This is a genomic window from Campylobacter concisus, from assembly GCF_003048835.2.
GTDB lineage: Bacteria > Campylobacterota > Campylobacteria > Campylobacterales > Campylobacteraceae > Campylobacter_A > Campylobacter_A concisus_D.
In genome coordinates this window covers 287,548-308,696 of the sequence record NZ_CP060705.1, presented here as the reverse complement: position 1 = coordinate 308,696, position 21,149 = coordinate 287,548, and the positions used below count along the sequence as shown (strand labels likewise).

At 40.0% G+C, this 21,149-nt stretch carries 21 protein-coding genes; all 21 read right to left on the bottom strand.

Annotated features, from left to right (window positions below; genetic code table 11):
* Nucleotides 1-20 precede the first annotated feature (20 nt).
* Entirely contained in the window at nt 21-2,249 is a 2,229-nt protein-coding gene (locus CVT08_RS01530) for a hypothetical protein (RefSeq protein ID WP_107856476.1), read from the bottom strand.
* Nucleotides 2,246-2,764, bottom strand: coding sequence for a LolA family protein (locus CVT08_RS01525; protein ID WP_107856477.1), 519 nt, complete (start codon nt 2,762-2,764; stop codon nt 2,246-2,248). The genes CVT08_RS01530 and CVT08_RS01525 overlap by 4 nt, the downstream gene beginning before the upstream one ends.
* The gene (locus CVT08_RS01520; protein ID WP_103603351.1) at nt 2,761-3,189 is read right to left on the bottom strand and encodes an acyl-CoA thioesterase; all 429 of its coding nucleotides are present in this window, start codon (nt 3,187-3,189) and stop codon (nt 2,761-2,763) included. Before CVT08_RS01520 ends, CVT08_RS01525 begins: the two co-directional genes overlap by 4 nt.
* Entirely contained in the window at nt 3,186-4,796 is a 1,611-nt protein-coding gene (locus CVT08_RS01515) for a glycosyltransferase family 2 protein (protein WP_107856478.1), read from the bottom strand. Before CVT08_RS01515 ends, CVT08_RS01520 begins: the two co-directional genes overlap by 4 nt.
* Nucleotides 4,793-6,349, bottom strand: coding sequence for an AMP-binding protein (locus CVT08_RS01510; protein ID WP_107856479.1), 1,557 nt, complete (start codon nt 6,347-6,349; stop codon nt 4,793-4,795). Before CVT08_RS01510 ends, CVT08_RS01515 begins: the two co-directional genes overlap by 4 nt.
* Nucleotides 6,339-6,884 carry a hypothetical protein gene (locus CVT08_RS01505; protein WP_107856480.1) on the bottom strand — a complete coding sequence of 182 codons (546 nt, stop codon included), beginning with the start codon at nt 6,882-6,884 and terminating at the stop codon, nt 6,339-6,341. The genes CVT08_RS01510 and CVT08_RS01505 overlap by 11 nt, the downstream gene beginning before the upstream one ends.
* Nucleotides 6,874-7,119, bottom strand: a complete 246-nt coding sequence (locus CVT08_RS01500; protein WP_012140380.1) for an acyl carrier protein — start codon at nt 7,117-7,119, stop codon at nt 6,874-6,876. The genes CVT08_RS01505 and CVT08_RS01500 overlap by 11 nt, the downstream gene beginning before the upstream one ends.
* A gap of 2 nt (nt 7,120-7,121) precedes the next feature.
* Nucleotides 7,122-7,379: a phosphopantetheine-binding protein gene (locus CVT08_RS01495; RefSeq protein ID WP_103573562.1), complete on the bottom strand. Its 258-nt coding sequence runs from the start codon at nt 7,377-7,379 to the stop codon at nt 7,122-7,124.
* Nucleotides 7,363-8,172: a lysophospholipid acyltransferase family protein gene (locus tag CVT08_RS01490; RefSeq protein ID WP_230855944.1), complete on the bottom strand. Its 810-nt coding sequence runs from the start codon at nt 8,170-8,172 to the stop codon at nt 7,363-7,365. The genes CVT08_RS01495 and CVT08_RS01490 overlap by 17 nt, the downstream gene beginning before the upstream one ends.
* Complete coding sequence (locus CVT08_RS01485; protein ID WP_107856482.1) at nt 8,099-8,767, bottom strand: beta-ketoacyl synthase chain length factor; 669 nt, start codon at nt 8,765-8,767, stop codon at nt 8,099-8,101. Before CVT08_RS01485 ends, CVT08_RS01490 begins: the two co-directional genes overlap by 74 nt.
* Nucleotides 8,767-9,183, bottom strand: coding sequence for an excinuclease ABC subunit A (locus CVT08_RS01480; protein ID WP_107856483.1), 417 nt, complete (start codon nt 9,181-9,183; stop codon nt 8,767-8,769). The genes CVT08_RS01485 and CVT08_RS01480 overlap by 1 nt, the downstream gene beginning before the upstream one ends.
* A gap of 12 nt (nt 9,184-9,195) precedes the next feature.
* The gene (locus CVT08_RS01475; protein ID WP_107856508.1) at nt 9,196-10,449 is read right to left on the bottom strand and encodes a beta-ketoacyl-ACP synthase; all 1,254 of its coding nucleotides are present in this window, start codon (nt 10,447-10,449) and stop codon (nt 9,196-9,198) included.
* Nucleotides 10,449-11,168 (bottom strand): 3-oxoacyl-ACP reductase FabG, encoded by a 720-nt coding sequence (gene fabG / locus CVT08_RS01470; protein ID WP_107856484.1) that lies wholly within the window; start codon nt 11,166-11,168, stop codon nt 10,449-10,451. Before fabG ends, CVT08_RS01475 begins: the two co-directional genes overlap by 1 nt.
* Nucleotides 11,161-11,604: a thioester dehydrase gene (locus CVT08_RS01465; protein ID WP_107804694.1), complete on the bottom strand. Its 444-nt coding sequence runs from the start codon at nt 11,602-11,604 to the stop codon at nt 11,161-11,163. Before CVT08_RS01465 ends, fabG begins: the two co-directional genes overlap by 8 nt.
* A complete protein-coding gene (locus tag CVT08_RS01460; protein ID WP_107856485.1) occupies nt 11,601-12,767 on the bottom strand; it encodes a beta-ketoacyl synthase N-terminal-like domain-containing protein in 1,167 nt (388 codons plus the stop codon). The genes CVT08_RS01465 and CVT08_RS01460 overlap by 4 nt, the downstream gene beginning before the upstream one ends.
* The gene (locus tag CVT08_RS01455) at nt 12,754-13,131 is read right to left on the bottom strand and encodes a hypothetical protein (protein WP_107856486.1); all 378 of its coding nucleotides are present in this window, start codon (nt 13,129-13,131) and stop codon (nt 12,754-12,756) included. The genes CVT08_RS01460 and CVT08_RS01455 overlap by 14 nt, the downstream gene beginning before the upstream one ends.
* Before the next feature lie 25 nt (nt 13,132-13,156).
* Nucleotides 13,157-13,678: a 4'-phosphopantetheinyl transferase family protein gene (locus CVT08_RS01450; RefSeq protein WP_107856487.1), complete on the bottom strand. Its 522-nt coding sequence runs from the start codon at nt 13,676-13,678 to the stop codon at nt 13,157-13,159.
* Nucleotides 13,659-14,342 (bottom strand): ABC transporter substrate-binding protein, encoded by a 684-nt coding sequence (locus CVT08_RS01445; RefSeq protein WP_107856488.1) that lies wholly within the window; start codon nt 14,340-14,342, stop codon nt 13,659-13,661. Before CVT08_RS01445 ends, CVT08_RS01450 begins: the two co-directional genes overlap by 20 nt.
* Nucleotides 14,343-14,518: 176 nt before the next feature.
* Entirely contained in the window at nt 14,519-15,376 is an 858-nt protein-coding gene (locus tag CVT08_RS01440; protein ID WP_107856489.1) for a TPM domain-containing protein, read from the bottom strand.
* A complete protein-coding gene (locus CVT08_RS01435) occupies nt 15,376-15,969 on the bottom strand; it encodes a LemA family protein (protein ID WP_103598401.1) in 594 nt (197 codons plus the stop codon). The genes CVT08_RS01440 and CVT08_RS01435 overlap by 1 nt, the downstream gene beginning before the upstream one ends.
* Before the next feature lie 109 nt (nt 15,970-16,078).
* Nucleotides 16,079-21,097, bottom strand: a complete 5,019-nt coding sequence (locus CVT08_RS01430; protein WP_107856490.1) for a retention module-containing protein — start codon at nt 21,095-21,097, stop codon at nt 16,079-16,081.
* Nucleotides 21,098-21,149 lie beyond the last annotated feature (52 nt).

The following is a 21,149-nucleotide window of genomic DNA, read 5'->3' as shown; positions in this document are numbered from 1 at the left end:
CTTGGGGCATAAAAACAAAGCTAAATTTTTATATTTTTACAAGCCAAAACGCTAGCACATAGCCCATATATCAGCACGCAAAGGCTAACGCTTAGCCCAAAGACGCTAAGAGCGGCGGTCTGGCTAAAAGAGAGTGTGAAAAAGGAGATAAAACTCGTGATAAATGCGCAAAATATCCCATAAATTCGCTCTTTTTCGCTAAGGCTCGCATTTAGCGCAAATATCATGTAATCAATCCCCACAGCACTTGCAAGTATGAGCCCAAAGACTCCAAAGATGCTTAAATTTACGCCAAAAATGGCAAAGATAAAGAGAGTAAGAAGCACGCCAAAGATGATGACGCCCATCACAAGTGCCGAGATAAGCGCACTAAAATAAAACCAAAGTAGCAAAAACGCGATCACAAGCGCTGCTATTTTTAGCTTTAGTGCAAGCTCTTTTGCCTGCGTCAGACTCTCATTTAGTGAGCTAGCGAAATTTAGACTAAAAGCGTTGTGGCGCTCTAGCAGCTCATCACTTGCCGTCCCTTTTACAAAGTCACTCGCGTAAGCCACACTTGCATTTTCATCAAGCATAAATTTCTTAAAATCTTTCATCGATTTTAGAGCTAAAATTTCACCAACACTAAGCTCTTTTTCGCCCAAAACCTTTAAAATTTCACTTCGCACTTCATCTTTGCTAAAGCCAAATTTCTCATAAATCACATAAATTTGCTCATCATCAAGCGCCTTTTTAAAGGCCTCTTTTAGCTCGCTCTGCTCGCTTTTACTTAAAAACATATCGCTTAGCGAGCTCTTATCTTTTATCAAATTTCTCTTTTTTAGCTCATCTAAAAGGCTCTTTTCATCAGCCAAAATGTCGCCATTAGATCTTGTCACTATCATCGTATTTTGGTTGTTGCCAGTTAGACTTAAGATATAAGAAGAGTCCGCTAGCAGGCTCTTTGGCATATTTGAGTAGTCTTTTACGTTTTCGCTTTTTGATAAATTTTTAAGATCAAAAACAAGAAAAATAGCTAGCAAAATAAGTGAGATAGCTAGAAATTTAACCCCCAAATGCCTAGCAGCCATGTCTGAGAGCTTGCAAAATTTAGTTAAAAACGCATTAAAAACCTTTGATCTATAAAATTTCACCCCTTCAAAGACCAAAGGCATGAAAAAGTAGCTAGCTAAAAACGCAGCAACTAGCGCAAATGCTGAAAATAGCGCCACTTCTTTTAGTAGCCTAAGATCAGAAAAAGTAAAAGCAAGATAGCCACTAAGCGTGATAAGTAGGCCTAGCAAGAAAATTTTTAGCATATTTTTTATGCTACTAGCCCTGATCGCTTCGCCCTCGTTTTTGCTAAGCCAGTGCAAGATGTAGTCAAACATAAGGCCAATTAGGCTTGTGCTTATTAAAATAGTAAGGATATTTAGCTCACCAAGGCAGAGCAAAGTGCCTGCAAATGCCACGCTAAAGCCAAATACAGCGATAAATATCACATAAAAAATACGTAAATTTCTAAAAGCAAGCATCAAAAATATAGCGGTCAAACTAAGTGAGACCACGCTCATATAAAGGCTCTCACTCTCGTTTTTTTGCTTTGAAAATGCCTGATAAAGCGCACTTGAATGCACAAAAAGCTCGTTTTGCCCAACTTTTAGCGCTTCTAGCTCGTTATAAAATTTTATTAGCCCCTCACTCGAAGCTCCCTTTTTTAGCTCGCCTTTTAGCAAGAAAAAGCTCTTTTTTCCGTCCTTTACCTCAAGCATGAGATCTGCTAAATTTAAGCTTACATTGCCATTTTTTGCGCTAAAGCGACTACTTAGCGAGAAAAAATCATCATTTACATTTAAAAGCCTAAAGCTAAAGCTATTAAAAATTTCCTCTGCGCGTTTTTTGAAAAATGCGTTTTTATCGCTTTTTAAAAGCTCTAAATCACCCCTACTCAAAAGCGCGATCTTTGAGCGGTTGATATCCTTTTTTATATCATTTAAATTTACATCGATGTTCGCCTCAAAGCTCTTAAAAAGCGAGCTTTTTAATGCCAAGCTTTGCACGTCATTGGCTAGCTCTTTGGAATTTACAAGTACCAAAAAATTTGATGCCATCTTATCTTGCACTTCTTTTAGCACCTTTGCCTCTTTGGCGTCTTTGAAATTTATCAGTGAAAAGATGTCGGTTTGGACGTTTTTTAGGCTTGCAAGCGAATACCCAAGCGAGGCTAAAAAAACAAAGATAAAAGCCAAGATCGTGGCTAGTTTTTTCATTTTATACTAAACTCATTTAGCGTTTTATCGCCGCTTACCTCATCAAGCTCGATCTTTTTTACCGCTTTATCACCACTTATCTTTATGGATTTAAAAATTTGCTTAAAGAGTAAATTTTTAGGACTTAGCTCTATGCTCCACTCTTTTAGGCTGCCGCTTGTTTTTATATCAAATTCTTTCCTAAGCTCGCTCTCATCGAGGCTAATGATAGCAAGAAAGAGCTTTTCATCAAAATTTGCGCTCGTCTTTTCAAGCTTGCCATTTTCGTTTTTAAAGATGCCATCTTTATTTATAAAAACCTTTGAGACGACTGGCTCTAGCGTGTCCCAGTAAAGACCGCCATTTTCGAGCTTAAACTCGCCCGTGCTTTTTATGCTTTTGTTAAAGCCAGCCAGGCTCTTTGTCTGCGTGAAATTCCCGCTTACTCCATCTGTTTTTACTATATTTTTAAGCTCACCTAGCTCATAGCCAAAGCAAGATATAAAAATGGCTAAAAAAAGAGCTATTTTTCTCATCTTTTCTCCTTTTCATTATAGGCTTTAAGCGCCTTTTTTAGGGCTTCTGGCATCTCAAAGCAAGTTTGCAAGCTATTCATCTCGATGACAGCTTGGGCGGTATTTGCCTCGCTTAGTTTTTCGCCCTTTTCATTTTCTATAAGGTAGTGAAATTTCAAAAACGTTTCGCACTCGCTAAGTGTCGTCGTGACCTTTATGACGTCGTTAAAAAAGGCTGGGCGCACGTACTTTACGTCAAGTTTTACGATAGGAAAGGCGTAACCATCTTTTTTCATGGCGATGTAGTTGTATCCTAGCTTGTCAAGTAGCTCGCAACGCGCCATTTCTAGGTACTTGACGTAGTTGCCATGCCACATCACCTCCATACTATCAACGTCAAAAAACGCCACTTTAAACGTACTAACGTGTGAAATTTTCACTCTCATCTCCAAAAATCAAAAAAGTTAAACCACTGCGACGGGTTCTTGCACGCTCTTGTTTCAAGCTGCCTTACATAGCTTTGCACGTATGGCAAGACGCTTGCCTTGCGGTCTCTGCTAAGCTTTATCTCATCAGCGATATCACTTAGCTCTATATCAAATTTATCGCCCTTTTTTATGCACCAAAGTGCGCTCACTTTTACTCCCAAAATGCCAGCTAACAAGTATGGGCCGTAGTTAAATTTAGCCTCCTTGCCAAGAAAGCTAAGCCTTATAAATTTATCTCCATTAAGCGGCGTCCTATCTCCCATTATGCCGATATTCACGCCATCCTCAACCGCCTCTTTTAGCTGCATCATCGCAGCCGCATCAAGCTTTTCAACGCTTATTAATTTGATCTGCCCCTTACTGATCTGCTCTAAAATTTTATAAAAATTCTCACTACCCTTGCTATAAACCAAGATGATCATGCGAAAATTTGGCGATCTAAGTGAGAGCGCCTTGCAAATTTCTACATTTCCAAGATGGCTTGTAAGCACGATCCTGCCACGCTTTGAAGCTTCAAATTCATCTTTGATACTGTTAAATTTACTAAGCTCTAGCTCGCTTTCAAGCACGCCATTTTGCCAGATGCGAAATTTATCGCATATTGCTATGCCAAAGTCATAAAAGTTGCTAAAAACGCCAGTTGCAGGCTTTTTACCGCTAAATTTCTCTAAATTTAAAAGAAATTCTCTTATATTTTCTCTCTCAACTTTTGAAAAGAGATAGTAAAAGCAAACGACGATGATAACGATAGGTTTTATGAGAAATATAGGCAAATTTCTAGTTAAAAATAGACTAACTCTAAGAAAAAATTCATTCGATCTCTCGCCCTTTTGCCACCATGCGTATTTTTGCCCCCTAAAGGCTTTGCCAAGCAAAAATGGCACTAAAGTAAAAAAATATCTTGCGTGCATGAGGCTTATTAGTGCGTTATCTTTTAGCATTTTAAAGTGCGAAACGCCGCCAGCTTCGTAGCGTACTTTTAGCGCTATCCACTTGATCTCTACGCCATATCTCACCGCATTTACCAAGATCTCCATGTCAAATTCCATCCTATTTGAGCTACTTTGGAGGGTTGCACTCTCAAGCTCTTTTAGAGGATAAATTCTAAAGCCACACATCGCGTCTTTGATGTCAAAATTTAAAGTGTTGATCTTGACCCAAAAATTTGTGATCTTTCTGCCATAAAACCTCGACTTTGGCGCGTCTTCGCCGTAAATTGGATCAGCCATGATTAGGTCACTTGGATATCTTTTGCTAAGCTCTAAAAACTCCGCTACCAAGCTTATGTCGTGCTGAAAGTCAGCGTCGATCTGAAACGCGTGCGTGTAGCCATTTTGCAAGGCGTGCCTAAAACCATCTTTTAGCGCAGCTCCCTTGCCGCCATTTTGGGCTCTTGTTAAAATTTCTACGTCAAATTCGCTCAAATTTTCCAACGCTTTTTTTGAAGCCTCGTTTGAGCCATCATCAACTATCAAAATGTGTAGATTATAGCTTGCAAGCGCTTCACAAAGGGCTTTTATCTTCTCTGGATGGTTGTAAAATGGTATGAGAAAGAGCGTCTTCATAAGCCCAGCTTTATCCTACCGCCAGCACTCTTGGTGCCGTTGCAAAATATCTCAAAGTAAATCTTCTCATCTTTTTGCGAAATTTCTATGCAAAGCTCGTCATTTGGCCTTACAAATTTTAAAAATTTCAAATTCTCCACCACGCATTGATCGCCTATTTCTGCGCCAATCTCTCTTGCAAATTTAAATACAAAATCAAGTTGCACAAAGCCAGGCAAAAGCGGTAAATTTGGAAAATGCTCCATAAAAATGCCAAGGGCTGGGCTAAGCTTTGTCTTAAATTTATAAACGCCCTCTTCGCTACTTTTATCCCAAGAAAGCTCCTCGTTTTTTTCTAAAAGCAGCTTAAAATTTGCCTTTAAAAACTTGCCCTGAGCGTTTTTGCAAAGCGAGCTAACGATCTTAAAATATCTCACGCTATTTTTAAACTCAGGCCTTAAAAGCTCATTTAGCCTTGCTACAACGCCCTTTTTACCGCTATCTCTAAAGAGTTTCACCCCCTCTTGGCTAAGCTCCAAAAGCGCAGCTAGACGCTTAAATTTCGGATGCGTGTCGCAGTAGCAGTCTTTTAAAAGGCCGCTTTCAAACATCTTATTTTCGATACTTATTAGATTGACCCTTTTGTCATTTAGCTTAACGATCCTATCGATCCTGCCTTTTAGCGTCAGCCTGCTGCCGTCTATCTCCGCCCAGTCGCTAGTTTGAAAAAACTCGCACCACGGCGAGCTCACATTTAACGCCTCGTCCTCGTTTAAAGCAGCTTTTACCTTGCTAAAAAGCAAAAGCTCATCGCCTAAATTTCTAGCAACTATGCCAGTTTCGGTGCTGCCATAAATTTCAATTATCCTAGCGCTGCTTAAGCTTTCTATCTTTGCTCTTAGCTCGCTCTTTAGTGCCGAGCCTGCGCAGATGATATTTTTTAGCCCTGAAATTTCAGCTGCTCTTGGGCTAGAAACTAGCGTTTGAAGCAGGACTGGGCTTGTTACAAAGCTTAAATTTGTAAGGTCAAGCTCAAAGATCGCTTCTGGGTAGTTTAGCTCCTTGCTAACGGCATTTGCGCCAGAGATGAGTGGCAAAAAGACTTTAAATGTAAGGCCAAACATATGCTGGTGCGAGACGCTAGCAAAAAATTTATCTCCCTTATTAAATCCAAGCTCATCTTTTAAAAATAGCCCCTCATCTATCATCGCGCCAAGTTTTTTTGGGATATTTTTGCTATTTCCTGTCGAGCCTGAGGTCTGAAGGAAAAATGTAGAATTTTGATCAAATTTTAGCTCCATGCTCTTGCTAAAGTCTAAAAAATCACCAAAATTTTCATCATTAATGACAAATTTATCCCCGCTATATATCGGCTTTGCAAGCAAGATAGGTTTTACGCCAACCCCAAGCGCTCCAAAAAAAGCGGCGCAAAAGTCAAAGCTCTCGTTTAAATAAATTTCTATCTCGCTTAAATTTTTCTCTTTTAAATTTGCCCCAAAGGTAGCCGCGTACTCGTAAAGATCCTTGTTAATGTCCACAAATTTAAATGCCTTCAGGCTCTTTTTAAAATCCATTTTCCCTCTTTAAAATAAAAATTTTACGATATAAAATTTCGCCAAAAAACAAAACTCCCATCAAGATATAAGATACAAATGAGCAGTAAATGCTCCAGTAAATTTTATCCTCAAACTGCGCCAAAACAAAGGCAAAAGCTGCGTTAAAAACGAAAAAACAGCACCAAATTTTAGTTAGTCCTCTTGTGTAGCTAACGACCTTTTCATCTATCTTTTTCTCTTTTAGCCTAGCAAGCCTAGTTATCACCGCCTCGCCCTTTAAGCTGTAAAAAAATACCGCCAAAAAGCCAAGACTTACAATACTTGGATATAAAAGCGCTAAATTTACACTTCTAAAAATAGCGCATACGGCAAAAAATAGCCCAGCTGCTAAGCAAACCTGCCTTGTTTTAGCGCTTTCAAAATACGCCCTCGCCCACCAAAGAGCGCATAGCACGCAAAAGATAAAAGCGGCATTTTCCTGCCAAAAAAATAGCACCAAAGGATAGGCGATGCTTGCTAAAACTAGCGCTACTTTTACTATCTTATGCTTCAAATTTCTTTGCTACGGCTTTTACGATATCATCAAGCGTTTTTACGTTTTTAAAGTCCTCTGGCATCAGTCTATAACCAGTTTGGCGCTTGATGTAGTCAATCATATCAATAGCATCTATACTATCTATCTGCAAGTCCTCATATATCCTAGTTTCAGGCTTTATCTTGCTCTCGTCTATCTCAAAAAGCTCGATCAAAGCCTTCTTTAAAATTTCAAAAATTTCTACTTCGCTCATCGTTATTTCCTATTTTCGTAAATGTATTTTGCAAGAGAAGATACACTAAAGAATATATCTTTTAAATTTGCTGTCTTTGAGTCAAGCACGAGGCCATATCTTTTCTGCACAGCAAGCCCAAGCTCTAGTGCATCGACGCTGTCAAGGCCTAGCCCCTCGCTAAAAAGTGGTGCGTTCTCGTCGATATCGCTTGGCTTCATATCCTCTAAATTTAAGCTTGTAATGATCAGCTCTTTTATCTCATTAACTAGTTCTTTCACTAAATTCCTCCTTATAAATTTTACTTATCTCATCATGCAAGGCTCTCGCTCTTACGGGGCTTGGCCTATCTTTTAAAAACTCACCAACTTCAAATTTCTTTAGCTCTTTGAAGACGTACTTTATCTTTTCATCTGGCGTTTTGTACCATGGCTCATTTTTTCTAAGGCTTCTTGGAGCCATATTTATACCCACGCAAACCACGTTAGACGCGCCTTTTATACCCATATACGCGGCCGCTTTATGAAAGATGATCTCCTCTTTTGTGCGTGTGCCCTCTGGGAAAATGAGCAAATTTTCGCCGCTTTTTAAAATATCTACGCTTTTTTGTAAAAATTCCTCGTTATTTGTGTTTGGTATGTAGTTGCACGCCCTAATAGCCGCAAATAAAAATATATTTTTGCCAAGCTCTCCCTTTACGATGCAGTTTATCCTTTTAAATCTTGAGACCAAAAAGACCACATCAAGCAGCGAAGGGTGGTTTGCGATGACTAAATTTGAGCCGCTATTTAGCTTAGTAAGCTCAAATTTATAGTCTAAATACCCACAAATTTTAGTAACTTTTATAAAAAATCCCCAAGAAACTCTAACAAGATCTCGACATAAATTTTGCACAAATTTAAATTTATTTAGCCCTAAAAGCACGACTGGCACTAGCAAAAGGTCGCCACTTATACAAATGAGCGCAAAAAAGAAAAATAAAAATCCAGTTCTTAAAATTTTAAGGCTCATAGCTAAAATTCCAAGATGAAAAATGGCTACTACTTTGCCACGTTTTTGCCAAATTTGGGTCAAAATTTACGATAAAGCTTTGCAGTAAATTTTCTGAAATTTCTTCTTCTTTTTCCACTCTTTTTAGAGCTAAAACACTCTTATCTTTTGCCTTTGAGACGACGAGCGCTAGCATAAATGATGGCTTTTTCTCATCAAAATAGCTCTGCGATATCGACTCATGATAGGCAAGAATGAGCACTCTTTCATATCCGTCATTTAGCCTTAAAAACGCCGCTTGCAGCGCATCTTCTACTGGGCTAAATGATGAGATGGCTAGAATTTCATTATGATTTTTTGCTTCGATGCCAAGAAGCGACGATATAGCGTTATGCACAGAGAGTGAAAACGACGTTGGCGATACCGGCTCAGCCTTTGCAAGCGCAGTTTCTAGCTCAAAACAGCGATTTATCTCGCCTTCATAGGAGCTAAAAATGACTGGCATGTCGATGCTCTCAAAACTACTAAGCAGGCTAAAAGCGCACTTTGCGGCACTACTTAGCCTCCTTCTTTGCATAGGCGGGATCTTTGCTAGATCAAATTCTTTTTTGTATCTAGCTAGATCCTCGCTGATCTCACCATAAGCTATAGCGTCATAAAAATCTACTTGAAATTTCATTATTTCGCGATGTCGCCTCTTAGCGTGACACCAGACATCAAAGAACCGCTGCCGCACTGAAACTGAGTTTTAGAGTTAAATGGCTGTTTTTTGTAGTATCCAGTCAAATTTACAACCTTCGTGCCGCCCTCTTTTATAGCTCTTTCTTGAAATGTCTTGATAGCAGAGAGAAGCGCGATCTGGCAAGCCTCCTCATCGCCTTTGTTAAAGCCATTTGTCTTTTTATTAGCTGTTAGGTCTTTAACTATTATGTTGCCTGTGTAGCCTGTGCCAAAGCTAACGCTAACGTTTGGTAGCAAAAATTCTTTAGCCTTTGGGCCTTTTAGGAAGTCCAGCGAGTGATACTTCACGTCATCTCTTGCGCTAAGGCTTGAAGCAAATGCCAAAACGGCAACTAATGAAACTAATCTTTTCATTTTCTATCCTTTTTAAAATTTGTTATCTACTCTTTTAAATATCAAAGATGTATTTACACCGCCAAATGCAAAGTTATTACTCATCACAAAGTCCGTCTTTATCGGCGTTGGCTCCTTTAAGTAGTTTAGCTTTGCACACTCAGGGTCAGTTACTTTTAAATTTATAGTTGGGAAAAATAGCTCTTCTCTCATCATCATTATGCTTGCTATCGCCTCCAGCCCGCCACAAGCGCCAAGCGTGTGACCTAGATAGCTTTTAAGTGAGCTAATGGCGATATCCTCCCCAAAAAGCTCGTTTGTAGCGATACTTTCAGCTATATCGCCATGTTTTGTCGCGGTGGCGTGGGCATTTACGTAGCCTATGCTTTTTGACTCTAGTTTTGCCGCGCGAAGTGCTAGGTTCATCGCCGCTTTCATAGTAGCACTTTGTGGTCTAGTGATGTGCGTGCCATCACACGTAGAGCCAAAGCCAACGACCTCAGCGTAAATTTTAGCTCCTCTTTTTAAAGCGCTCTCTTCGCTTTCAAGCACTAAAAATCCAGCCCCCTCGCCAAGCACCAAACCATCTCTATCTTTTTCAAACGGCGTTGGTGTCAAATTTGGCGTGCTGTTTTTCACACTTGTAGCGTAAAGTTTGTCAAAGACGTACGCCTCGCTCACGCAAAGCTCCTCAGCACCACCAGCTAGCATCATATCTATGCTGCCGTTTTTTATGCTCTCGTAAGCGTAGCCAATGGCGTGTGAGCCGCTCGTACATGCCGAAGATGTAGGGATGATGCGCCCTTTTAGCGAGTAAAATAGCGCGATATTTGCCGCTGTGGTGTGAGGCATCATTTTTATGTAGGTATTTGCGTTAAAGCCACTATCCATGTCCAAAACTAGTTTTGCCATGTCAAGGATAGAGTCCGTGCTACCAGTGCTTGAGCCACTCGCCACGCCCATCCTGCCATCTTGCACGCTTGGGTCTAAATTTGCAGCCTGCAAGCCTTCGCCATTTAGCAAACCAGCGTCTTTTAAAGCAAGTCCAGCCGCATGCACGCTATAACATGATACCTTGCCAAGGCTTCTTAGCTGTTTTCTGTCCCACTCCTGCGGGTGTTTGTACTCTATGATAGGTGCTGCAAGGCGTGTGTTTAGCTCCTTATAGCCCTCCCACTCGCTCATATATCTCACGGCGTTTTTGCCCTCAAGAAATTTAGCCCTCATCTCCTCCCAGCTATTGCCAAAAGCACTGACTGCGCCGATACCTGTGACAAATACACGCATTAGCAAAGCCCTCCATTTACGCCGATGACCTGCCTTGTGATGTAGCTAGCCTCATCGCTTAGCAGAAATTTAACAAGTCCTGCCACCTCATCTGCCTTGCCAGCTCTTTTTGCAGGTATGGCCTTTAGCACTTCGTCTAAGAAGTCGCTATTTAAAATTTCTTCGCTCATATCTGTCTTTATAAGCCCTGGTGCTACGCAGTTTACTGTTATGCCCCTGCTGGCAAGCTCTACTGCAAGGGCTTTGCTAGCTCCTATGATGCCTGCCTTGCTAGCTGAGTAATTCACCTGACCTCTGTTGCCAATGACCCCTGAAACAGAGCTTAGTGTCACTATCCTAGCTGGCTTTCTAGCCCTTATCATGGGCATTAGCGCTGGTCTTAGGACGTTGTAAAAGCCATTTAAATTTACATCTATCACGTCAAACCACTCTTCGTCACTTAGCCCCACAAAGGTATTATCCCTTGTTATGCCAGCGTTTAAAATAACGCCGTAATAGACGCCATTTGCCTCCATGTCAGCCTCTATGGCCTCTTTTGCCGCAGCCGTGTCAGCCACGTCAAATGTCATAAATTTAGCCCCAAGCTCACTAGCTATCTTTAAAAGCTCATCGCTCTTGCTTCTTGCATGAAGCACCAATTCGTACTCGCCAGCAAGGCGCCTAGCGATGCTAGCTCCTATGCCTCTACTTGATCCAGTTATCAATACTCTCTTACTCACTAAGTGCCTTTTTTACAAATTCTTCATCAGGGCTCATCACGTTTAAAACCGCCCTTGCGCCAAGCTCACCATTTACAAAAAGCTCGCTGTCATAAACGCCAAATCCGCTCTCATCTTGGATCGAGCACTTTGAAATGATCACTATCTCATCGCCCACTTTAAAATATGGCCTAAAAATTTCAAATTTCCTACTTCCTAGCAAAAAGCCAAATATCGCCTTCTCGCCGCGCAACTCACGCATCTTTGAGTCGTAGATGCCAAGGCTTTGAGCCATCATCTCTATCGCCTTTTGCGTCATAAATTTCCCATCTTCCAAAAAAGGATTTTGCTCATTTATCACGCTTCTTACTTTTATGCTCTCGCAAGGGATAAATTCCAAAATTTCATCGATCAGGGTTATGGCGCTGCTGTGCGGTAAATAGTCACTTATCATCATCTCACTCTTTTAAATATTATAGCGGCATTATCTCCGCCAAAGGCAAAAGATAACGACATCGCTGTTTTTACGTCAAATTTCGTGCCGCTTTTTACTAAATTTACAGCCTCCAAGCTCTCATCATACTCGCCGTCATAAACGTGTGGTGGCAAAGTGCTATTTTCCTCCATGCAAAGCATAGCGCAAATGGCACTCTCTATCGCCCCAGCAGCCCCAAGTGTATGACCAATCTGTGGCTTTAGCGTGCTTGCAAAGGTGGCACCAAGCGTTAAATTTACAGCTTTTGCCTCCATTTTGTCATTTGCCTGCGTGCCGGTACCATGTAAATTTACATAGTCTACGCCGCTCATGCTGGCTCTTTTTAGAGCGTCCTCTATGCAATTTACCGCCATTTTTGCGCTAAAATCTGGCTGCGTCATGTGAAAAGCGTCGCAGTTTGAGGCTGAACCGGCGACTACGACGTTTGAAATTTCATCACGGCTCAGCAAAAATAGCCCAGCTCCCTCGCCGATATTTATCCCCTCTCTGTTTTTAGAAAAGGCCTGACTTGGCGCGCTACTTAGGATACTAAGAGAGTTAAAGCCATTTATCGTAAGCGTATTTAGGCTATCGACGCCGCCACAGATGACCGCGTCACAAAGCTCGCTTTCAATGAGCCTTTTTGCTTCTATGACCGCCTTGACGCCTGAAGTACACGCAGTCGATACGCAGTAGCTTGGGCCACTAAGCTCGTAAAAGTCGCTCACAAACTCGGCCACGTTTGCAAGGCAGTTTCTATTTATGCCAAACCTGCTTTTATCAAAAAATCCAGTTGCGATATAGTCTTTAAATGGCTCGAAATTCTCCTCAACGCCACTTGTAGTAGTGCCAAGAACGACGCCCACACGGCTTTTGCCATATTTTTTGATCGCTCTTTTTATCTCCTCATCAATCTCAAGCATCGTGTTTAAAAGCAAGGCGTTGGTGCGAGTTTTGAAGTGCTCTTTAGTTTTGCTTGAAAAGCTAGGCAAAGTGCCGTTAAATTTACCCACCAAAAACTCATTTTGTGGGTGAAATTCGCAGCTTTTACTTAAAAATCTCTTGCCACTTAAAAGCGAGCTTAAATTTTCATCACTACTGCTACCTGCGGCGCTGATAATGGCTGGCTTGCTAACGTATATCAACGCTTTTTACCTCATAAATTTGATCATCTATCATAAATTTTTGCTCATTTTTTTCATCTTTTATCATCCCAAGCACCTTGATAAAAAGCTCGTTGTAGGCGCTATTTGGCGGCAGGAAGCCCAAATTTGCAAACGTGCCGTCCTTTAAAACTCGCCTAGCTTCTGGTGCTCCAAGTGCATTTACAAGGCTAAATTTATACTCGTTTTCGCTATTTTGCACATAGAGCATTAGCGGCCCTTTTGATGAACTGACCTTAAATGCCTTTAAGCTAAAATCCGCCAGCTTTGGCGCATCAAATTTCTTCGCACAGCCAAGAGCTAGAAGCGATACAGCAAGGATCAGGGCTATCTTTTTTACAAGCACTTTTTACCTTTTTAGTGTTCTAAAATCATAAAAATTTAACAATTATATCTTTGCTATGCTTAAATGCAAGGCAAATGATAAATAGATTATTAATAATCAAGTATCTTCTATTCATCTCATCAAATTTAGCCCTAGCAAGGTCGATAAAGGCTAAATTTTTGGCTTTTATAACAGCCTCTTTTGCGGTGTAAATTTCATAAAATTTTTGTATTTTGTCTTTGGCATTTGCGTAAATTTCGCTCTCTTTTTTGTTAAAGCAAAATTTGATCACTCCGTCAAAATTTCGCTCTTTTAGCTCCTCTACATCAACGCCAACTTTTTCTTTTGAGATAGCCAAAACGGCGATATTTTCTTTGTGAGAGAGGCAAATTTTGCCCCGTTTTTTTGCTTTAAATTTTAAATAGCGAGAGAGTTTAAATGAGTTTTGATTTGCTAAATTTGGATATTTTTTTAGCTTTCTATGCTCTTTTCTATCTAGCATTTTAGGGCTAAAATTTGCACCATCAAAGCCGATAAAAAGATAAATTTCACCCCTTTTTATAGGCATTTTCAACTCTTTTTTTATACTCTTTTGCGCTTTTAAGTGCCTCTTTAAACTCGCCACTAACCGCTCTTAAAGCGTCATTTTTAAGCTCGATCTCATCTTTAAACGATCTAATCCTTGGCGTAAAAGCGACCTCATCCTCTCTATAATCAGCCTCTTTTAGATCAAAATTTAAATTACTTATTTTGCTATTTAAGATATGCAAGGCGCATTTTCTTGGTCCAAAGATGAAATTTCGCTCTTTTAATGCCTTTAAACTCCTTACCAAAATGCCACCATAAAGCACTGGCTCGCTCTTAAAAGAGATGTCAAAACCAAAGTTGTGAAAGTAAATTTCGCCAGCCTCGCACGATCTTTTGTAGGTGTTTGCATCAAAGCAGGTGTAAATTTCAAGCTCGCTAAATTTATACTCCACGCCGCTTACAACGAGGATCTTGCTTTGCATCAGCTCACGCAAAAAGCCCTGAAATTTCGCGTCAAGATACGCCTTAAAACCTGCTATTTTAAGAAGCTCCACTCTTTGGCTCTTATCTAAGCTTTTAAAACCATCTCGCCTAAGTGCTTTAAATTTTTCTTTGTCAAAATGACTTTGCTCTAAAAACCCACTAAGCATTTCCGCTAGATCAAATTTAGCAAAATGGCTTTTAAGTAGCTCGCCTGATAGCATTTTTGCTCCTAATTTTTTGGCATATTTTAAGAAATTTATCTTTTATATGCAAATGCTGGGTCTAAAATCCATAAAACGATCCTTTGTTCTACAAAGAAAAATGGCAAATTTTAAAATTTCGTGAGCGAGTAATTTCGGCTCTAAAATTTGAGCTAAGCGGTAAGCGAAGCCAAATTTCACCAGCTGCCGCTGGCTCCGCCTCCGCCAAAACCACCGCCGCCGCCACTAAAGCCACCTCCTCTGCCACTACTTGAGCGACCGCCACCATTTGAGCCTGAATTATCGCGCCTAAAACCCATTGGCAAAGAGCCACCTTGGCTATTTCTCTTAAAAACGTCTTTTAAAATAAAGAAAAATACAGCGAATATAAAGGCAAAAACGCCAAAAATGATAAGGTAGTTTTGCACGCCAAATCCCTGCTCAAGTGCGGTTGATACAAGCCCAGCAAAGCACGTACTAAAGCCAGTTCGCATAAAAAATTTGCCAAAGATCACAGAGGCAAAACAAGAGAGCATGCCAGCAAAAAAGGCAAACACGCCAAAAGGCAAGTCGCTAAGGCTAGTTTTGCTACTAAATTCCTCGCCGCTAGCCACTTTTATGATCGCTAAAACGCCCTCTTTCACGCCTTCGCTCATCTTGCCATTTTTAAACTGAGGTATCATCACGCTATTTATGATCTGGCTCGAGATGGCATCAGTTAGCATCCCTTCAAGTCCGTATCCAACCTCGATGCGGACCTTTTTCTCATTTGGAGCGACCACCAAAAGCACGCCGTTGCTATCTTTTTTTTGACCTAGTTTGTAGCCTCTAGCTATTTCAAGCGATAGATCTTCGATGCTCTTATTTTCAAGCGAATTTAAAGTCACTATGGCGATTTGTGTGGTGCTGTTTTGCTCGAAATTTTGCACTAAATTTAAAAGCTCATCTCTTTGGCTTTGTGAAAAGATATGGGCCTCATCGTTGATCTGCTCATTGAAATTTAGAGCAAAACAAAAGCTAAATGCAAAGAGCAAAAGACTAATGATTTTTTTCATTATTTCTCAAACGAAACTTTTGGGTTTTTCATATCTTCGCTGCTAACCTCGATGCCTTGTTTTGGCTTCATCTCTGGGTAGAAAATGCCTACTATAAATTTACCTGGAAAGCTTCTAAGGGCTACGTTATACTCTTTTACAGCCTCGATGTAGTCGCGTCTTGCTACGCTTATGCGGTTTTCTGTGCCTTCAAGCTGGCTTTGGAGTGAGAGGAAATTTTGATTTGCTTTTAGCTCTGGATAGCTCTCGCTAACTGCCATTAGCCTACCAAGCGCAGAGCCTAGCTGACCTTGAGCTGCCATAAATTCTTTAACCTTTGCCTCGTCGCTAAGACTGCTTGCATCGATGCTTACTTGCATGCTCTTGCTTCTTGCATTTGCCACGTCTTCAAAGACCTTTTGCTCGTGGGCTGCGTAGCCTTTTACAGTTTCAACTAAATTTGGCACGAGATCGGCTCTTCTTTTGTATTGATTTAGCACCTGAGACCACTTCTCGTTGGTGTTTTCATCAAGCACTACAAATGAATTTGCGTATTTGAAAGCGCCAAAAACAAGTGCGGCGATGACCACAACTATGGCTATTAAATTTTTCATGTCTTCTCCTTTAAAAGGGGTGATATTAGTAAAATAAGGCTTAAAAAATGATGTAAATTTGAAGTTAGGTAAGTGAAGTGAGTGCTTAAAGCGCACTCACTTTCTGGGATTATAGGTCTGTTTGGATCTTATCTTCAATGATAATATGTACTGTTTGACCATTTACAGTATCGTTGCTTGTGTAGCCTTTTGAGCCAAAGTCAGCATTTACTGTTGAATCTTCATGCCACTTACCTTTTATATCTACCTTGCTAGTGCTATCGCCTCTTATCTTAAGGATAGTGTTGATGTTATCAGTCATAGCAAAGATATCTTTTGCGTCAAATTTGATCTCAGAGTTGCCTTTTAGCTCGATCCTTTCGATGCTCTCAACTTTTGTGTTAAGGTCAGTAACGCCGCTAAGATCTACGTGAGAAGTATCTCTAAAGACGATCGTATCAGATGTGCCCTCTCCACCTTTCATCACTTTGCTTGGATCATAATCCATTCTAAAGTCTTCAAGCTCTATGCGAAGCGTATCGCTGTGAGTTTTATTTACAAGACCGCCTGGAGTTTTAAGCGTAGCATCTACTTTTAGATCATAAGCTGATCTTGCGTTGATGTCTAGTAGCTGATCAAATACACCTTTACTCATATCATCTGCTGTTAGCACGTGATTTACTGTCTTTGTTTGAGCGTGATTGTCTGGATCAGTATATTTGATCTCAACTGTATCGCCCGCTCTTGCATCATCGCTAACATAAATTTTAACTGGCGTTGTATCTTGAGTTTTGTTGTTATCGCCAAAGTTTTCATAGCCATATAGATGTCCGTTTCTATCGCCGTCTTCAACAAACTGCATACCTCTTATAGCGTCCATCTCGACTTTTGCATGATCTTCTGCGCTTACAGTAGTTGTTCCATCAGATAGAGTGACTTTTGCTTTTGTCTCTTGTCCTACCGCGATAGCTGCATCAAGCTCAAGTGGTTTGCCATTTTCAAGAGTGAACTGGCTGTGATTAGCTTGATTTTCTAGTACGATATTGCCAAGTGGATCTTTGCTAAGAACTTTAAATTCTTTAGTCACAGGCGTTGTGCTACCAGCATTTGTGATCTCAACTTTTATGCTATCGCCAGCTATTACGCTACCAGGGAGAGATACACTTACTTTTGAAGTATTGCTACTTGCCTCATCTCTTGTGATAGTGCCATTGTCGTTTGCATCAGCAGCTATGCTTACACTTAGACCTTTGCTGCTTAGCTGTGCTAGTTTTGCCTCTGCGTCAGCATGTGCTGTTTGATCATCTTGAGTAGTTATAGTCGCATCTACTTTTGTTTTCTCGCCTGGCTTCATAGGGACACTATCTACTTCTATGGTGTTAGTTTTTGTGATATTTTGTTCTGCTCCACTATTTATATCAGTAGCAGTGATTTTACCATCTGCTGTTTTAGTTATTTTAAATTCTCTACTTCCTGGGGTGCCAGTATTTGGATCAACATACTCAACTTTTACGTGATCGCCTGTTACAACATTGTAAGGCACTTTTACGCTTACTGTTGTAGTTTTTAGGTTATTGTCTGATATAGCCTCATCTCTGCTTAGCTCATTGTTTCTATTAGCATTATCTTCGTTGAAAATTACGCTTAGCTCGTTATTGTCTATAGGCTCTAGTTTCGCCTCTGCTGATTTAGGTGTGACATTAGGTATCTCTACTTCAACCTTAGCAGGATTTGTAACGCTTACAGCGATATGAGGTATCTTTAGTAGGTTGCCTGGTGCTAAAGACACATTGTTTCCAGCTGCATCTTTTATCGTTAGTACGTGGCTATTGTTGCTAGTTACTTCATATGTAGTTGGCACACCATTTACTTTTACAGTAAATGTATCACCTGCATGTAGGTTACCACTTGGTAGAGATACGGTTGCAGATGTCTCTTTAACCTTACCATCTGAGTTTGCCTCATCTCTGCTTAGTTTGCCATTTCTATCTTTGTCCTCATCGATAAGTACATAGAAATTTGTACCACCATTACCATCAGCATCAAGTAAGATATCGCTACCAGCTTTTACCTTATCAACGCCTGTTGCATCGCTAACTGTTGCACTTACCTTGCTTGTTTTATCTTCTTGTAACGGTACTGTATACTCAACAGCTTTATTGCCAACTACATTTAGACCATCTACTGTGATGTTACCCTGAGCGTCTTTGTGGATAGTATGGCTTGTAGTAGTTGGTGCGCCATTTTCTATGCTTGTAGTTATCTTTAACACGTCGCCATCTACAACGTTGCTTGGTAGTTTTATGGTAGCTATTGTTGTATTTACCACATCGCCATTGCTGTCTTTTGTAGCTTCATCTTTATTTAAAATTCCGTTAAAGTCTGCATCCTCTTTAAATATAACAGTCATATCATCGTGAAGCTTTTCAAGGGTAGCATGGTTTGTTACTATAGTTTTAGCATGGTTTTTAGCATCTGTAAATGTTGCTTGAGCCTCAGTATTTTTACCTTCACCTATTACTATGCCTGGTACTGTGATTTTATTATCACTATCAGCTGTTATAGTATCAGTGCCATCTGTTAGAGTAATGCTATTGCCATTTCTTGTGATAGTAAATTCTTTTTCTAAAGTTTTGCTGCCATCAGCTTTAACCTCAAGTATCATCTTGTCGCCAGTTATCACGTTATTTGGCACTTTTACTTTTAGATCAGTCTTATGAAGATCATGATCTTTCATGCTCTCATCTCTTGTGATAGATGTATTAGCATCAACGTCTTCACCAAAGAAAATTCCAGAGTCATCAAGCTCTGTTACGCTTACGCTATTTGTTCCAGTAGCACTTTGAACATCATCTTTATCGATGATAGTAGCTGAAATTTTAGTCTCAGCTCCTGTTAATGTACCAACATGAGAAATTTTAAAGCCGTTGTCGCTTACTGCTACGTCATTGCCATGCTCATCTGTTATCTTAACGCCTGAAGCATCTTTATGAACATTAAATTTAAGCGTTCTATCTTTAGTTGTACCATCAAGTTGTGGCTCAGTGATCTTAACTTCGATCCTATCGCCATCTACTGCATTTTTAGGGATCTTGATAGTTGCAGTTGTATTAAATTCATCACCATCAGCAGCTGAATCTTTTCTGCTCATAGTTTTTGAGTTATGTGCCTCATCAAAGATAACCTCAGGTGCTTTTACATGCTCTAAGCTAGCTGAAACTTCTGGCTCATTTATATATGTATTGTGTCTGCCTGGTGTCATGTTTGTGATACTAGCTTTGATAGTGGTATCTTGTCCGTGCCTTAAATCAAATCCTGGTACTTCAAATGAGTATTGATTAAAGCTCTCTTTCGTCAATGGGAAATTTTGTCCGCCATTGCCAATCTCAGTTATACTTGTTACCTCACCTTTATCATTCATATTTATAGTGAAATTTCTTGTATAAACGCCATTTGTAGGCTCGTTTATAGTAAGTGTAACTATATCACCATTATCTATTTTGTTTGGAAGTCTTATAAGAGCTGTTGTCTCATTTACCTCATGCTCGTCCATACTCTCTTGTCTTGAAATTTCATGAAGAGTATCTTGCTCTATAAATTTTATCTCCATGTTTCTACCGATAGGTATTACATTGTCTTTATTAGACTCTGCACTCTTTTGTGTGTCATCTGCAGCTACGACATGAGCACTTGCATAGTTCCATACGTCAGGGAATACTGGTAAAGATGTATTTACCTTATGGTTATCAACGTCTGCTTGTGTAAGAGGCACTATTTTTGTTGTATCATGTTTTGTTAGTGGATCAGTGTAAGTTATAACAACTTTATCGCCTGCTACAACATCCTTTGGAAGTGTTACTTCGACAGTTGTGCTTCTAAAGTTTCCATCTTTGCTATTTTCCCAGTCATCTATACCGCCATCATTATCGTGGTCTTCAGTAAATGTTAAAGTTAGTCTTACATCTGGAGTAACATCATCAGTTGCTACTTCGCTCTTCCAAGTGTTAGAGTTTGTACTATCAGTAACATAAGCATCTACTTTTGAAACTTTACCCTCAGCAACTGGCATATTATCTATCTTATAGCCATTATTGATTATATCTTGATCGATAGCAACTTCTTTATTTTCAGTTTTACCATCTGGTTTTGTTAGTTTAATGTGAAGTTTATCTCCAATGATAACATCACTTACTTTTATAAGTACTGGCGACTCATTTTGTTTGCTGTCATTGTTGTTTTCTGTATAAGTTAAAAATTTATCGTTATTTCTATCTTCTGTAAATTCAACGCTTACGCTTGATTTTGTAGGAGTTACGTGATCTTCACTACTACCACCAGTGTTACCTTGGAAATTTGTAACACTTGCTTCTACTTTTGAGTTTTTACCTGGCTCTACAGGTGCGTCTATAGGATAGCCATTAGTTATGATAGCTGGAGTGATGGTTATGTTTGTTGTAGTTTCATTACCATTTGGATCAGTTACAGTGACTTTTAGTATATCACCAGCTCTTACTGTGCCGTCATTTGGTACTGTGATAAGAACTTTAGATGTATTTATATTTGTATCATTTCCATGCTCTACTCTGCTTAAAGTGTGGTTTCCATCAAAGTCATAGAGAAATTTAACAGTTGGTGTGCCTGGGATTATATTAGTGTTTGCACCATTATCACCATCGTTGCCATCATTGTAGCCACCTATTGGGCTATCGTATGAAGCAAAAGCTCTGTTCGTATCAGTTAAATTTCTATAAGTTTCATTGATGTTAGAGTAGTGACCACCCTCAGCAAATCTAGCTTCGCCAAGGCTAACGCCATCTCCACCACCAGCAGCAGCGTTACCGCCAGCAGCAGTCTCTTCAAGCTTTGTTAGATCACCGCCATTTAAAATAGCATTTTGCAAAGCGCTTATATCAGCTAAGCCCTCAGCACCTATCGTATTTGGATTTAAAGAAAGCGTGTCACTACCTAGTACAGTTAGCTCTTTGCCGTTATTTGCAACAATAGTTACTTTGTCGGCTGCATCGCTAGTTTTGACACTCTCACCCATATAAACGATGTCGCCAACTTTTAGCTCTCTCTCGTTTCCGTTTTGATCAACTGCGACCGCCTTGCCACTTAGCGATTTTACTACACCCGCTTCTTTAGCCATAAAACTCTCCTTATATAATTTTTTCGGCGATTATATAATAAGAGTAAGGCTG